Origin of the sequence: Streptococcus sp. 27098_8_23, assembly GCF_041432195.1 — a bacterium.
Taxonomy (GTDB): Bacteria; Bacillota; Bacilli; order Lactobacillales; family Streptococcaceae; genus Streptococcus.
Window position 1 is genome coordinate 33367 of sequence record NZ_JAPVZF010000004.1, and the last position, 14872, is coordinate 48238.

The 14872-nt window shown below is 37.8% G+C and carries 13 protein-coding genes; all 13 read left to right on the forward strand.

From position 1 onward, the window contains the following. The first annotated feature begins 134 nt into the window (after window positions 1–134). Window positions 135–1745 (forward strand): alpha-glucosidase, encoded by a 1611-nt coding sequence (locus O3652_RS06860; RefSeq protein ID WP_125413574.1) that lies wholly within the window; start codon window positions 135–137, stop codon window positions 1743–1745. A 169-nt stretch (window positions 1746–1914) separates the two neighbouring features. Then, a complete protein-coding gene (locus O3652_RS06865; RefSeq protein WP_125413573.1) occupies window positions 1915–3882 on the forward strand; it encodes a peptide ABC transporter substrate-binding protein in 1968 nt (655 codons plus the stop codon). Window positions 3883–4028: 146 nt separating this feature from the next. Beyond that, complete coding sequence (locus O3652_RS06870) at window positions 4029–5990, forward strand: peptide ABC transporter substrate-binding protein (RefSeq protein WP_125413572.1); 1962 nt, start codon at window positions 4029–4031, stop codon at window positions 5988–5990. Window positions 5991–6180: 190 nt separating this feature from the next. Further along, the gene (locus O3652_RS06875) at window positions 6181–7626 is read left to right on the forward strand and encodes an LCP family protein (RefSeq protein WP_125413571.1); all 1446 of its coding nucleotides are present in this window, start codon (window positions 6181–6183) and stop codon (window positions 7624–7626) included. 1 nt (window position 7627) lies between these two features. Further along, window positions 7628–8359, forward strand: coding sequence for a capsular polysaccharide biosynthesis protein Cps4B (gene cps4B, locus O3652_RS06880; protein ID WP_125413570.1), 732 nt, complete (start codon window positions 7628–7630; stop codon window positions 8357–8359). An 8-nt stretch (window positions 8360–8367) separates the two neighbouring features. After that, window positions 8368–9060: a capsular polysaccharide biosynthesis protein CpsC gene (gene cpsC, locus O3652_RS06885; protein WP_125413569.1), complete on the forward strand. Its 693-nt coding sequence runs from the start codon at window positions 8368–8370 to the stop codon at window positions 9058–9060. Between the two features lie 9 nt (window positions 9061–9069). Continuing rightward, the gene (locus tag O3652_RS06890) at window positions 9070–9753 is read left to right on the forward strand and encodes a tyrosine-protein kinase (protein ID WP_001142498.1); all 684 of its coding nucleotides are present in this window, start codon (window positions 9070–9072) and stop codon (window positions 9751–9753) included. A gap of 97 nt (window positions 9754–9850) precedes the next feature. Next, window positions 9851–10444 carry a sugar transferase gene (locus O3652_RS06895; RefSeq protein ID WP_371590223.1) on the forward strand — a complete coding sequence of 198 codons (594 nt, stop codon included), beginning with the start codon at window positions 9851–9853 and terminating at the stop codon, window positions 10442–10444. Between the two features lie 214 nt (window positions 10445–10658). Beyond that, the gene (locus O3652_RS06900) at window positions 10659–11453 is read left to right on the forward strand and encodes a DUF4422 domain-containing protein (RefSeq protein ID WP_125388648.1); all 795 of its coding nucleotides are present in this window, start codon (window positions 10659–10661) and stop codon (window positions 11451–11453) included. Between the two features lie 19 nt (window positions 11454–11472). Beyond that, window positions 11473–12678, forward strand: a complete 1206-nt coding sequence (locus O3652_RS06905; RefSeq protein WP_371590193.1) for a polymerase — start codon at window positions 11473–11475, stop codon at window positions 12676–12678. 102 nt (window positions 12679–12780) lie between these two features. Then, window positions 12781–13617, forward strand: a complete 837-nt coding sequence (locus O3652_RS06910) for a phosphorylcholine transferase LicD (protein WP_044021333.1) — start codon at window positions 12781–12783, stop codon at window positions 13615–13617. A gap of 7 nt (window positions 13618–13624) precedes the next feature. Further along, the gene (locus O3652_RS06915; RefSeq protein WP_125413566.1) at window positions 13625–14719 is read left to right on the forward strand and encodes a glycosyltransferase family 4 protein; all 1095 of its coding nucleotides are present in this window, start codon (window positions 13625–13627) and stop codon (window positions 14717–14719) included. After that, window positions 14716–14856: a glycosyltransferase gene (locus O3652_RS06920; RefSeq protein ID WP_185755887.1), complete on the forward strand. Its 141-nt coding sequence runs from the start codon at window positions 14716–14718 to the stop codon at window positions 14854–14856. Before O3652_RS06915 ends, O3652_RS06920 begins: the two co-directional genes overlap by 4 nt. Window positions 14857–14872 lie beyond the last annotated feature (16 nt).

Below are 14872 nucleotides of genomic sequence, written 5' to 3' on the forward strand. Positions count from 1 at the left end.
TATTATAATAAAAAATTGGAAGATAGGAAACTACGGAGTCAAAAAAGAAATCAAAAAGATTAGGCAAACGCTTGCACTAAGTTTAAAAAAGCGCTATCATAGACTATAGATTATTAAAATAATGAGGTAAGAAGATGCAAGAAAAATGGTGGCACAATGCCGTAGTCTATCAAGTCTATCCAAAGAGTTTTATGGATAGCAACGGAGATGGGATTGGCGATTTGCCAGGAATTACTAGTAAGTTGGACTATCTAGCCAAGTTAGGAATCACAGCGATTTGGCTTTCTCCTGTTTATGATAGCCCTATGGATGATAATGGCTACGATATTGCTGATTATCAAGCGATTGCAGCTATTTTCGGAACCATGGAGGACATGGACCAACTCATCGCAGAAGCTAAGAAACGTGATATTCGAATTATCATGGACTTGGTGGTCAATCATACCTCAGATGAACACGCATGGTTTGTCAAGGCTTGTGAGAATCCTGATAGCCCTGAGCGTGACTACTATATCTGGCGAGATGAGCCCAATGATTTGGAGTCTATCTTTAGTGGGTCTGCTTGGGAATACGATGAAAAGTCGGGTCAATACTATCTCCACTTTTTCAGTAAGAAACAGCCGGATCTCAACTGGGAGAATGAAAAACTTCGTCAGAAAATCTATGAGATGATGAACTTCTGGATTGATAAAGGTATTGGTGGTTTCCGTATGGATGTCATTGACATGATTGGGAAAATTCCTGATGAGAAGGTAGTGAATAATGGTCCTATGCTCCATCCCTATCTCAAGGAAATGAATCAGGCGACCTTTGGCGACAAAGATCTTTTGACAGTAGGGGAAACATGGGGGGCAACGCCAGAGATTGCCAAATTCTACTCTGATCCAAAGGGACAAGAATTGTCTATGGTCTTCCAGTTTGAACACATCTGTCTTCAGTATCAGGAAGGGCAACCTAAGTGGCATTACCAAAAAGAGTTAAATGTAGGGAAATTAAAAGAAATCTTCAACAAATGGCAGACAGAGTTGGGAGTTGAAGATGGCTGGAATTCCCTCTTCTGGAACAATCATGACCTTCCTCGCATCGTCTCAATCTGGGGAAATGACCAAGAATACCGTGAAAAATCTGCCAAAGCCTTTGCAATCTTGCTTCATCTCATGAGAGGGACGCCTTATATCTATCAGGGTGAAGAGATTGGAATGACCAACTATCCTTTTGAAACACTGGACCAAGTAGAAGATATTGAATCCCTCAACTATGCGCGTGAAGCTCTTGAAAAAGGTGTTCCGCTCGAGGAAATTATGGACAGTATCCGTGTCATCGGACGTGATAATGCCCGTACCCCGATGCAATGGGACGAGAGCAACAACGCTGGCTTCTCAACAGGTCAACCTTGGTTGGCAGTTAATCCAAACTATCAAGAAATCAACGTTCAAGAAGCACTAGCAAACCCAGATTCGATTTTCTATACTTATCAAAAACTCGTGCAAATCCGTAAGGAGAACAGCTGGCTGATTCGAGCTGACTTTGAATTGCTTGATACAGCTGACAAGATCTTTGCCTATATCCGTAAGGACGGTGACCGTCGTTTCCTAGTTGTGGCTAACTTGTCCAATGAAAAACAAAACTTTTCAGTAGAAGGAAGAGTTAAGTCAATCTTGATTGAAAACACTACTGCTAAAGAAGCAGTTGAAAAACAAACCTTGGCTCCATGGGATGCCTTCTGTGTGGAACTAACGGATTAAAATAAGTGAACCTCAAGCCTTTGATGCTTGGGGTTCTTTTACTAAAAAATATATAGAAAAGCCTCTAAAAAATATTTGTTAGAATTTTCTAAAAAATCTGGCTAAAGTCCTTGCTTTTATGAAAAAATAGGGTATAATGGTGAAAACACTATCTTTAAGGAGATTACTTATGAAATCGAAAAAGTGGCTCTTAGGAGCAGGTGCTGTTTTGAGTGCGGCCCTACTGTTAACTGCTTGTGGGCAAAGTGAAAAGAAAGCGGATGCTCCCAAGACATTCTCTTATGTCTACGCTATGGATCCATCTTCTTTGGACTATAGTGTGACGAGCAAGAGCTCAACCTCTGATGTTATAGCAAACGTTGTTGATGGTCTTTTGGAAAATGATAAGTATGGGAACTTAATTCCATCACTTGCAGAAGACTGGTCTGTTTCAAAGGATGGTTTGACTTACACCTACAAACTTCGTAAGGGTGTAAAATGGTATACTTCTGATGGAGAAGAATACGCTGAAGTTAAGGCCAAAGACTTTGTTACTGGGCTTAAACATGCTGCTGACGGGAAATCAGATGGTCTTTCTTTGATTCAGGATTCTATCAAAGGTTTGGCAGAGTATGTTAGTGGTGAGAGCAATGATTTCTCTACCGTAGGAGTTAAGGCTGTTGATGATTACACGGTAGAATACACGCTCAACAAACCAGAAAGTTTCTGGAACTCTAAGGTCACAACTGCAACCATGCTTCCAGTTAATGAAGAATTTTTGAATTCTAAAGGGAGCGACTACGGTGCACCAACCCCATCAGGTATCCTATATAATGGTCCTTATTTCTTGAAATCATTGACTTCAAAATCAGTCATTGAATATGAAAAGAATCCAAACTACTGGGATAAGGACAATGTCAAGATTGACAATATTAAACTAACTTTCTACGATGGATCAGACCAAGAATCCTTGATTCGTAGCTTTACACAAGGTTCTTATACAACTGCCCGTCTCTTCCCAACAAGTTCAAATTTTGAGTCAACTAAACAAGAGTACGGAGATAAGATTGTTTACAGTCCACAAGAAGCGACTAGCTACTACCTCACTGTTAACGTAAACCGCCAATCTTATAATAAAACAGCCAAAACAGACGAGGCTCAAAAAACTTCAACGAAAGAAGCTCTTCTCAACAAGAACTTCCGTCAGGCGCTGAACTTTGCTCTTGATCGTCATTCTTACACTGCTCAGTTGAATGGTGAAGAAGGTGCGAACAAGATTATCCGTAACAGCCTAGTGCCACATGACTACGTTCAAGTGGGTGAAAAAACCTTTGGAGAGTTGGCACAGGCAGAGCTCGTTTCATATGGAGACCAGTGGAAAGATGTAACCCTTACAGATGGCAAGGATACGATTTACAGTCCTGAAAAAGCTAAGGCAGCCTTTGCTAAAGCCAAGGAAGAATTGCAAGCCAAGGGGGTTACCTTCCCAATCCATTTGGATATCCCGGTTGAACAAACAGATGTAATCGCGGTTCAACAAACCAACTCACTCAAGCAGTCTATCGAATCATCACTTGGTACTGAAAATGTCATTGTCGATGTCCTTCAAATGACCGATAATGAGAAATTGAGCATTACATCTCAAGCCAAGGTTCCATCCCAAAAAGACTATGACTTGAACGGAACTGGTTGGGGACCAGATTATCAAGACCCAGCTACCTACCTCAACATTCTTGATGCTAAGAAGGGTTCTGCCCTTAAACACTTGGGGATCAAGCGCGGACAAGATCCAGAAGTGATGGCTCAAGTTGGACTGGACGAATACAAGAAACTCTTGGATGATGCTGCAGCTGAAACCAGCGACCTTAACAAGCGTTATGAAAAATATGCTAAAGCTCAAGCTTGGGTATCGGATAGTTCACTTTTAATCCCAGTTGCTTCTTCAGGTGGTTCTCCAACGGTTAGCCGTACTGTACCATTTACAAAAGCATACTCTCAAGTCGGAATCAAGGGAGACCCATTTGTGTTCAAAGGTTTGGAGTTGCAAAATGACGTTGTGACTGCAAAAGAATACGAAGAAGCCTTCAAGAAATGGCAACAAGAAAAAATCGAGACAAATGCCAAATACCAAAAAGAACTTGAAAAACACGTCAAGTAATCTATAAACAGAAAAGGAAGTTGCAGGAAACTGTGCTTCCTTTTTGTTTTGAGACACCAGTTGTCATAAAGGCAGTAACTTTACATTTTTGAATAAATTTGATAAAATATGGTTATGTTATAAAAACTGACATAAAGGAGTGAATGATGATCAAACTGAAAAAAAGACTAATCGGGACAGGTCTTGTCTTAGCGACAGGGATTTTGCTCTCTGCATGTGGACAGTCCAATACAGATACTAGCACTTATTCATCAACATTTAGTGCGAATCCAACAACTTTTAACTATCTCCTAGATTATTATGCAGATAACACTGCCGTTATTACCAATCTCGTAGATGGTTTGTTAGAAAATGACAGCTATGGGAACCTCGTACCTGCTCTTGCGGAGGATTGGTCTGTTTCAGCAGATGGTTTGACTTATACCTACAAGCTTAGAAAAGATGCCAAGTGGTATACAGCTGACGGTGAGGAATATGCTTCAGTCAAAGCTCAGGATTTTGTCACTGGGATCAAATATGCCGCGGACAATAAGGGGCAAGCCATGGATCTGATCCAAAATTCAATCAAGGGATTGAATGACTATGTGACGGGTGTGACCAATGACTTTTCAACTGTCGGTGTCAAAGCCTTGGATGATTACACAGTCGAGTACACTTTGACTCGACCAGAACCGTATTGGAATTCAAAGACAACCAATAGTATCCTTTTCCCAGTCAACGAAGAGTTCTTGAAATCAAAGGATAAAGATTTTGGTACCTTGACACCAGACAGTATCCTTTATAATGGTCCATATCTGTTAAAAGATTTCACATCAAAATCTTCGATCGAATATGTGAAGAATCCACACTATTATGACCATGATAAAGTAACCATTGAAAAAGTTAAGTTAGCTTACTTTGATGGGTCAGATCAGGAGATGACCATTCGAAACTTTGAAAGTGGTGCTTACTCGATTGCAGGAGTCTATCCAAATAGTTCGAACTATGCTAAGACAAAAGAAAAATACCAAGACAATATCGTCTATAGCTTACAAGACAAGACATCTTGGTACTTTAACTTTAACGTCAACCGCAAAACCTATAATCATACCGCTAAAACAACGGACGACCAAAAGAAATCAGCTCAAATAGCTATCTTAAATAAAAATTTCCGTCAGGCTATCAACTTTGGAATTGATCGAACAGCCTACTCTGCTCAATCTAACGGTGAAGAAGCAGCGAGCAAAACCCTTCGTAATACTCTGGTTCCCCCAACATTTGTCCAGGTGGGAGATAAGACCTTTGGAGAAGTAACAGCTTCTAAGCTTGTGAACTACGGAACTGAGTGGTCAGGTATCAATTTGGCAGACGCTCAAGATGCCTACTTCAACAAGGAAAAGGCCCAAGCAAAATTTGCGGAAGCTAAAAAGGAATTAGAAGCCCAAGGCGTGACTTTCCCAATCCATTTGGATGTCCCTGTTGATCAGACGAATAAAAATGCGGTCTCTGGTATGAACTCGGTTAAACAAACCCTTGAAACAGTACTAGGTTCTGACAATATCGTCATTGATGTTCAACAGCTTTCTACAGATGACTTTGGAAATGTTGCCTTCCTAGCACCAAATCCAGCAGCTCGTGACTACGACCTAAACTTTGATGGTTGGGTTGGTGATTACCAGGATCCATCAACTTATCTAGACCCCTTCAATGCTGAAACTGGCTTCTATCTCAAGATTTTTGGTCTTGATGCCAAGGAAGACCAAGAGCTCATTAAGAGTTTGGGGCTCGATACCTATACACAACTCCTGAAAGAAGCAGATGCAGAGAACAAAGATGTCGCTAAGCGTTATGAAAAATACGCTGAAGCTCAAGCTTGGATGATTGACAATTCTCTAGTCATGTCTGCTATGTCAAATGGCGGTACAGCCTCTGTAACCAAAGTAACTCCGTTTACACGTGCCTACTCCCTAGTAGGTATCAAGGGTGACGGAAATAATTATAAGTACATGAGATTACAAAAAGACCCTGTTACCAAGAAACAATTTGATGAAGCCAAGGCTAAGTGGGAAGAAGAAAGTAAAAAGGCTATCGAAAAGAGCCAGAAAGAGTTTGAAAACCACGTAAAATAAGATTACAGACAAGGTTGCCCCTGAGCGCCTTGTCTTTTTGTCTAGAATGGCATTCGGAACTTTACCTATATTTTAGAGTAACTTAGAGAACAAAAGCGAATGAAAATGCTGAAAATAGCAAGGATGGATGGAATTTCCGCCATGATTGTGATATAATATTTATAACTATTAACGTGTATAGGGGATTATAATGAGTAGACATTCAAAGAGAGCTCGTTTAGGGAATGTAAAACGAAATATTAATATAGTTTTAGCAACCATTTATTTATTATTGAGTGGTTTTTTGTTGTTCTTAATTTTCAAGCATAATATCCTAGCTTTTCGATACCTCAATATCCTTACGGCGGTTCTTATTCTCGTTTCTGCTGTAATTGGAATCCTTCTGATAGTGTATAAAAAAGCCGAGAAGTTTACGGTTTTCTTTTTGACACTTGCTATCGTAGTTAGCTCGGTTTCTCTCTATGCTTTGCAGCAGTTTGTCGGTTTTACCAATCATATCAATGCGACCTCAAACTACTCAGAGTATTCGATGAGTGTGGTCGTTTTGAAAGATAGTGAAATCAATAATGTGACTCAGTTAGAGAGTGTAACAGGTCCGACTGAAACAGATAATGATAATATCCAAAAGTTGGTGGCGGATATTAAGACGACACAGAGTAAAGACTTGACAGTTGAGCAGAGTGCTTCTTATCTAGCAGCTTATAAGAGCCTGCTTTCTGGCGAAACGAAAGCAATTGTCTTAAATAGTGTCTTTGAAAATATCATTGAAGCAGAGTATCCAGACTATGCTTCAAAAATCAAAAAAATCTATACAAAACAATTAACTAAGGATGTTGCGGCACCAAAGGTATCGAAGAATAAAGCTTTCAATATTTATGTGAGTGGTATTGATACCTATGGTCCGATTAGCTCAGTATCTCGTTCTGATGTGAATATTCTAATGACTGTGAACCGAGATACCAAGAAAATTCTTCTGACTACAACGCCTCGAGATTCCTATGTTCCGATTGCGGATGGGGGAAATAATCAAAAGGATAAATTGACCCACGCTGGTATTTATGGAGTGGACTCATCAATTCATACTTTGGAAAATCTCTATGGAGTGGATATTAACTATTATGTGCGCTTAAACTTTACCTCTTTCTTGAAGTTGATTGACCTTTTAGGTGGAATTGATGTCTATAATGATCAGGAGTTTACAGCACATACTAACGGGAAGTATTATCCTGTTGGGAATGTTCATTTAGACTCTGAGCAGGCTCTTGGTTTTGTCCGTGAGCGCTACTCTCTAGCAGATGGAGATCGAGATCGTGGTCGGAACCAACAAAAGGTTATTGTAGCTATTATTCAGAAGTTGACGTCAACTGAGGCTTTAAAAAACTACGATAACATCATCAAGGGATTGCAAGATTCTCTTCAGACCAATATGCCTTTGGAAACTATGATGGATCTGGTTAATACTCAATTGGAGAGTGGCGGGAACTACAAAATCAACTCTCAAGACTTGAAGGGAACTGGACGCACGGATCTTCCTTCATACGCTATGCCAGATAGTAACCTCTACATGATGGAAATCGATGAAAGTAGCTTGGCCGCTGCGAAAGCTGCTATCAATGATGTGATGGAGGGCAAGTAGAATGATTGATATTCATTCGCACATCGTTTTTGATGTGGACGATGGTCCGAAGTCGATAGAGGAAAGTAAAAACCTTCTAAGAGAGGCCTATAGTCAAGGAGTGCGGACAATCGTTTCAACATCGCATAGACGAAAAGGAATGTTTGAAACTTCTGAAGAAAAAATTGCAACCAACTTTCTGAAGGTACGAGAAATGGCTAAGGAAGTTGCGGATGACCTAATCATTGCCTATGGGGCAGAAATCTACTATACGCCAGATGTTGTTGAGAAGTTAGAAAAGAAATTAATCCCAACCCTTAACGATAGTCGCTATGCTTTGATTGAGTTTAGTATGAATACAGCTTATCGAGATATGCATAAGGGGTTGAGTGATATTCTAATGCTAGGCATTACACCCGTCATTGCCCACATTGAACGTTACGATGCTTTAGAAAATAATGAAAAGCGCGTGCGAGAGCTGATTGATATGGGATGTTATACTCAGGTTAATAGTTCTCATGTTTTGAAACCAAAACTCTTCGGAGAAACCTATAAATTTATGAAAAAGAGAGCCCAGTATTTCTTGGAACGAGATCTGGTTCACGTGATAGCAAGTGATATGCACAACTTGGATCACAGACCTCCTCATATGGGGGAAGCCTATGATATCATTGCCAAAAAATACAGTGAAGATAAGGCTAAGGAACTTTTTAAGGATAATCCCCGAAAAATAATAATGGATCAATTGATTTAGGAGAAAAAATGAAAGAACAAAATATGATGGAAATCGATGTATTTCACTTGCTTAAAATCCTTTGGAAACGAAAATTTTTAATTGCTTTGGTAGCATTCGTGACAGGGACAGTAGCATTTGCCTATAGTAGTTTTATTGTGAAGCCGGAGTTTACGAGTACGACCCGAATTTATGTGGTCAATCGTAATCAGGGAGATAAGCCTGGCTTGACTAACCAAGACTTGCAAGCCGGATCTTACTTGGTAAAAGACTATCGTGAAATCATTCTCTCGCAAGACGTTTTAGAGAAGGTTGCGACTGATTTGAAACTAGAACTCCCTCCAAAAGGTCTAGCTAGTAAAATCAAGGTAACAGTTCCAGTGGATACGCGTATTGTATCGATTTCTGTTACAGACCGTGCACCTGAGGAGGCTAGCCGTATCGCCAACTCTTTGAGAGAGGTTGCGGCTCAAAAGATCATCAGCGTCACTCGCGTTTCGGATGTGACAACACTTGAAGAAGCACGTCCTGCAACATCGCCATCTTCACCAAATATTCGTCGCAATACCATGGTTGGATTCCTTGCGGGGGCGGTTGTGATGGTTGTCACAGTTCTCCTTGTTGAGATTTTGGATACACGAGTGAAACGTCCAGAAGATATTGAGGACGTGTTGCAAATTGCACTATTGGGAGTAGTTCCAAATTTGGATAAATTGAAATAGGAGAGAAAAATGCCAACGTTAGAGATTGCACATAAAAAACTGGATCAGGCAAGAAAAGCAGAAGAGTACTATAATGCCCTTCGCACCAATATTCAATTGAGTGGGAATAACTTGCAAGTGATTTCTATTACGTCTGTCAAACCAGGAGAAGGGAAATCAACAACTTCTACCAATATTGCTTGGGCTTTCGCGCGTGCAGGCTATAAGACACTGTTGATCGATGCGGATATCCGTAATTCAGTCATGTCAGGTGTCTTTAAATCACGTGAAAAGATTACAGGCCTAACAGAGTTCTTGTCAGGCACAACAGACCTATCACAAGGTTTATGTGAAACCAATGTTGAAAATCTGTTTGTCATTCAAGCGGGCTCTGTATCACCAAACCCAACAGCTTTGTTACAAAGTGAAAATTTTGCGACCATGATTGATACCTTACGCAAGTACTTTGACTACATCGTTGTAGATACTGCCCCGATTGGAGTTGTTATCGATGCGGCGATTATCACGCAGCAGTGTGACGCTTCTGTTTTAGTAACTGCGGCTGGTGAAACAAATCGTCGTGATGTCCAAAAAGCTAAAGAACAACTCGAACAAACAAGTAAACCATTTCTAGGAGTAGTACTAAATAAATTTAATACTTCAGTTGAAAAATATGGCTCCTATGGAGCATATGGAAACTATGGGAAAAAGTAGGGAATCTTGTAGTTGGAAAATTATCTAAGGGGATTATTACAAGGGGGAGTTTTAGGTGAAACAAAACAAGATCATCTATATTGCCTTCAAAAGGTCTATGGATGTATTTATCGGCTTGTTTGGAACGGTATTTATAGTTTTACCCTGTTCTCTGGTCATCTTTGTAATCTATAAAATGAAAGGTTACAAAGGAAGTATATTTTTTACACAGTGCAGAGCAGGTCTCAGAGGGAAAAAATTTAAAATCATTAAGTTTAGGTCGATGGTCGAGAATGCAGAAGAAATTCTGATTTCGAATAAGGAACTCTATGAAAAGTATAAAAAGAATAGCTATAAATTGCCACCAAATGAGGATCCACGACTTACAAATATTGGAGATTTTATAAGAAAAACAAGTATTGATGAGGTTCCACAGTTTATAAATGTACTACTAGGTGATATGAGTCTTATTGGTCCAAGACCAATTCTTGAAAATGAACTAGACGAATATACCGAGGATGAACAGGAAACTTTATTGTCTGTTCGTCCTGGGATTACAGGGATATGGCAAGTTTCTGGTAGGAGTGGAGTATATTATCCTGAACGTTGTGAGATGGAATTATATTATCCTAGAAATCAGTCTTTACGGTTAGATATCAAAATCTTCTTTTTGACCATTAGAAGAGTGTTATCCCGTGAAGGAGCTCATTGAGAATTCAAACTGAGTCGGCATAAAGTGAAATATATAAAGATAAAATTGAATACAAAAAGGATATCTTTGGTATTCAATTTTATCTTTTTGGGTCAAGATAGTTTTAGTGATAATCTATTTTGGTTGGATATTTTTTAATAGAGAATGATTACAATTTTGATTAAAAGGTAGTTGAGCTAGTTATGGATGAAGGGAATTGAATTAGGATATAGAAATGTCTAAAACGTATAGAATCATAGTTGCAACACATAAACGATTTCAAATGCCAGAGGATAAGGACTTGTATATCCCTATCCAAGTTGGTAGTGAGGGTAAGGAAGATTTAGGTTATCAACCAGATAATCAAGGAGTTCATATTTCTCACCTTAATCCTTATTATTGTGAATTGACAGGATTATATTGGGCTTGGAAAAATTTAGAATGTGATTATCTTGGATTGGTACATTACCGTAGATATTTCACATCAAAACAACACTCATATAGAGAAGCAATTAGTATGGATGACATTATTCTTTCCAAATCAGAAGTGAAAAACTTGATGTCGAATTATGATGTTATCGTTCCTAAAAAACGGAAATATTACATTGAAACGCTATACTCTCACTATGCACATACTCACGATGTCAATCATTTAGACGTGACACGCCAGATTGTTAGCGAGTTGAGACCGGATTATATCGAAGCTTTTGAACAGGTCATGAAACAACGCAGTGGCTATATGTTCAATATGTTTATCATGTCCAAAGAAAATGTAGCAGCCTATTGTGAATGGTTGTTCCCTATTATCGATGAACTCTATAGAAGATTGGACATTACAGACTATTCTGCTTTTGACGCTAGATTATTTGGTCGTATCAGTGAACGCTTGTTCAATGTTTGGTTGGCAAAACAAGATTTGCGGGTAAAAGAGATTCCGTTCATTTATATGGAAAAAATTGATTTGATTCAAAAAGGGAGGTCCTTTTTACAAGCAAAATTCTTTGGAAAAAAATATGGACAGAGTTTTTAGATAGGGATGAATAATAAGAATGAAATTAGTACTAAAAATAAAATCTGTACCAGAACTTTTGGCTCTTGTTGCTTTAGGGATATTTTTAACGGTTTCGATATTAAATGTAACTTTTTATGCTCGGTATCTACCTGGAACAGTTTATAAATTAGCGATAGCTTTTTCCATCTTTCTTTTGGTTATAAAAGAGTCGTTTAAGAGAAAATATGATTATAGAACTCTCATTGGTTTGTTTGCAACGATTTTCATTTATTTTATAGTGGGGAAAATGACATCTCTCAGTTCAGAACTTCCTGTAAGTATATTATTTATTTATACTTTACGAGATATTCCCTTTAAGAAGGTGGCGAAAACTTCATTAGTCGTTAGTATGTGCTTGTTGTTTTTTGTTATCATAAGCGCAAGATTAGGAATAATAACGAATTATATAGAAATTTCTGGTCCTCGAGTACGGGCCTACCTAGGCTTTAGATATGCTCTATTTCCTTCGGTTTTACTGATGAATATAGTTGCTATTGTGTTTTATTTAAAGCAAAACAAAATCCAATACTGGCAATGGCTACTGTTAGCTCTATCAGTTTATTGGGTATATGATCAAACGGATTCTCGTTTAACATTTTATAGTTCCTGTGTATTGCTGGCATGCAGTTTGTTAATAAAATGGTTTCCGAAACTATTTTCAAAGTTAGGATATGTGATTAAAGTTTTTAAACCAACCTTTATTGTAAATGCAGTTATTAGTTTTTGGGTCTCCGTTACCTATCTCAATTCAAGTCATTCTTTTATCAATGATCTTCTTTTTAAAGTGAATCATATGTTAGGTGGTCGGATATACTTGGCTAATAAATCTTTAAATCTCTATGGTTTTGGATTTTTCGGACGACCAGTTTACTGGAATGGGAATGGTCTGACTGTTGAAGGTGTTAGAAACTATCAGACCTATCTGTATGTGGACAATTTGTATGTCCAAATCTTACAAAGATTTGGCTTACTCATCCTGGGATTAATGGTCTCAGTTCTAACTTTGACTTTGTCTAAAGTTATTAAAAGTCGTCAATGGGTTCTTGCTTTTATTTTGATAATGATGAGTTTTCACTCTATGATTGATGATTTGAATTTCTATCTTCATAACAATATTTTTTGGATATTGGTAGGTATTTTAATAAACTCGGATTATCAGTTTTCTGATGAAAGCGATGAAGATCTAGGGGGGACGTTCGTTTGAAAAAATCGTATAGTGAAATGGTAAGAAGTATTTAACGAGAACTTAAAAGAGCATAGACTGGGAAGACGGTTTAATTTCGATTTATTTATATAGGAGGAAAGTATGTCGGATATCAAAATCATTCAAGATAAGATTTTATCTATTTTGAAAGAGTTTATTAATATTTGCGAAGAAAATAACCTAACCTACTATGCTCTAGGTGGGACCTTGTTAGGAGCGGTACGTCATAAAGGTTTCATACCTTGGGATGATGACATCGATATCGGTATGCCGAGAGAAGATTACGAAAAGTTTAAAAAAATAGCTTCAAATGTCTTGCCGGAAAACTACAAGTTTTTAAGCGAAGATACATTAAACTATAAAAAAGCTTTCTCTGTGATTCGAGATGATTCTACAAAAATCATCATGAATTATAGTAAAGAAGAATTGGTAGAAAGTTTGTGGATAGACATTTTCCCGCTAGATGGTATGCCCTCTAACGCTTTAAAGAAAAAAATTCATTCTTTGAGATACTTGTACGCAAGGATGATGGTTCAACTCTCGCAATTCAATAGTTTGGTGAATCAGAAAAAAGAAAATCGACCATTCATTGAAAAGATAATTATTGCTTTTGCGAATGCTGTTAATATTGAGAAGATTATTTCCTTTACATGGGCTCAGAAAAAATATTTACAAACGATAAAAAAATATTCGTTTGATGAAGCTTATGCAGGAAATTATACGGGAGCTTACAAATTAAAAGAGATAGTACCGAGTGATTACTTTGGAGAACCAGTCCTATTACAGTTTGAAGATCTTAAACTTTGTTGTCCTTGCAAATACAAAGAATATTTAACAGCCATTTACGGAGCGGATTATATGCAATTGCCACCAGAAGACAAAAGAACTCTTCACCACTACGAGATTATATCACTGGGTGAAAATGAAGGGGAAGTGTAGTTTAAAGATGAAAAAAATCGCTTTAGTGAAATGGAGTATCGATAGAACAGATGGAGGACTGAAAGTAGCAACCAGCCTTGCAAATGAGTTATCAACTATGTATGAAGTTCATCTTCTCTCGATGATTTCTACAGAAAACAATTTCTTCTCGCTGAAACAATCGGTTCGATATCAAAATTTATCATCAAAGAAAATATCTATGAGTAAAAATTTTCTCGAAGCGGTCAAGTTGTTGAGAAACTATCTGAAAGAAGAGAACATTGATATTGTTTTTGGAATCGGAATGAGTATGAATACAATTGGTGTAGCAAGCACAATTGGTTTGAAAACAAAATTTGTTTCCTGCGACCATACAAATTCTATAGTAGATATTGATACTAAAGTTAAGAAGATACAAAGGTATATTGGAGCGAAATTTGCTGATAAACTCGTGACCCTTACTCAAGAAGACCGTGAAAATTATATAAAAAAATACGGTGTTCCTGAAGAAAGGATTTGCTACATCTATAATTGGAAAGAGGCTTCTCTTTCAGATATCTCCTATAATAAAAATTCAACTAAAATCGTGACGGTTGGCCGTTTTGATTATCAAAAAGGATTTGATTATCTTGTTCAAGTCGCGAAAAAAATGTTTGTGAAAAGGTCTGACTGGACTTGGGAAATCTACGGTTCCGGCAATCAAGATGAAGTAAATAAAATCAGAGATTTAATCAACGAAAATGATTTACAGGATAAGTTAGTTATAAAAGGACTCGAAAAAAATCAAGATTTGATTTATGGAGATAAAGGGATTTATGTCATGACTTCTCGTTATGAAGGTTTACCTCTAGTTCTACTGGAAGCTCAACAATACAACCTCCCAATAGTTAGTTTCAGATGTCCAACAGGACCAAATGAGATTGTTGAAGATGGGGTCAATGGTTATCTGATTGATTGTTATGATACCGATAAAATGAGTGATAGAATACTTGAATTGATGGAAGATTCGAACTTGCGAAGTTCCTTCTCCAATCATGCCAAGGATAATATGGATAAATTCGATAAAGAAAAAATTCTCAAGCAGTGGATTGAACTAATTGAGACGATTTATGAGATAAGATGAAGGATTGTTTATTAACAATTGCAATGCCTAGTTATAATATTCAGGACTATATTTCAAAAGGGCTGGAGTCTTTTCAACAAGTGCTTCCGAATGATAAAAATAAATTTGAAGTACTGGTTGTCATGGATGGTCAGTAATTCGGAAAGGTCGTTA

Bases quoted from the DNA above. Each gene is read 5' to 3' on its own strand.
- O3652_RS06860 (WP_125413574.1), top strand. From the start codon at position 135: ATGCAAGAAAAATGGTGGCACAATGCCGTAGTCTATCAAGTCTATCCA.
- O3652_RS06865 (WP_125413573.1), top strand. From the start codon at position 1,915: ATGAAATCGAAAAAGTGGCTCTTAGGAGCAGGTGCTGTTTTGAGTGCG.
- O3652_RS06870 (WP_125413572.1), top strand. From the start codon at position 4,029: ATGATCAAACTGAAAAAAAGACTAATCGGGACAGGTCTTGTCTTAGCG.
- O3652_RS06875 (WP_125413571.1), top strand. From the start codon at position 6,181: ATGAGTAGACATTCAAAGAGAGCTCGTTTAGGGAATGTAAAACGAAAT.
- cps4B (WP_125413570.1), top strand. From the start codon at position 7,628: ATGATTGATATTCATTCGCACATCGTTTTTGATGTGGACGATGGTCCG.
- cpsC (WP_125413569.1), top strand. From the start codon at position 8,368: ATGAAAGAACAAAATATGATGGAAATCGATGTATTTCACTTGCTTAAA.
- O3652_RS06890 (WP_001142498.1), top strand. From the start codon at position 9,070: ATGCCAACGTTAGAGATTGCACATAAAAAACTGGATCAGGCAAGAAAA.
- O3652_RS06895 (WP_371590223.1), top strand. From the start codon at position 9,851: ATGGATGTATTTATCGGCTTGTTTGGAACGGTATTTATAGTTTTACCC.
- O3652_RS06900 (WP_125388648.1), top strand. From the start codon at position 10,659: ATGTCTAAAACGTATAGAATCATAGTTGCAACACATAAACGATTTCAA.
- O3652_RS06905 (WP_371590193.1), top strand. From the start codon at position 11,473: ATGAAATTAGTACTAAAAATAAAATCTGTACCAGAACTTTTGGCTCTT.
- O3652_RS06910 (WP_044021333.1), top strand. From the start codon at position 12,781: ATGTCGGATATCAAAATCATTCAAGATAAGATTTTATCTATTTTGAAA.
- O3652_RS06915 (WP_125413566.1), top strand. From the start codon at position 13,625: ATGAAAAAAATCGCTTTAGTGAAATGGAGTATCGATAGAACAGATGGA.
- O3652_RS06920 (WP_185755887.1), top strand. From the start codon at position 14,716: ATGAAGGATTGTTTATTAACAATTGCAATGCCTAGTTATAATATTCAG.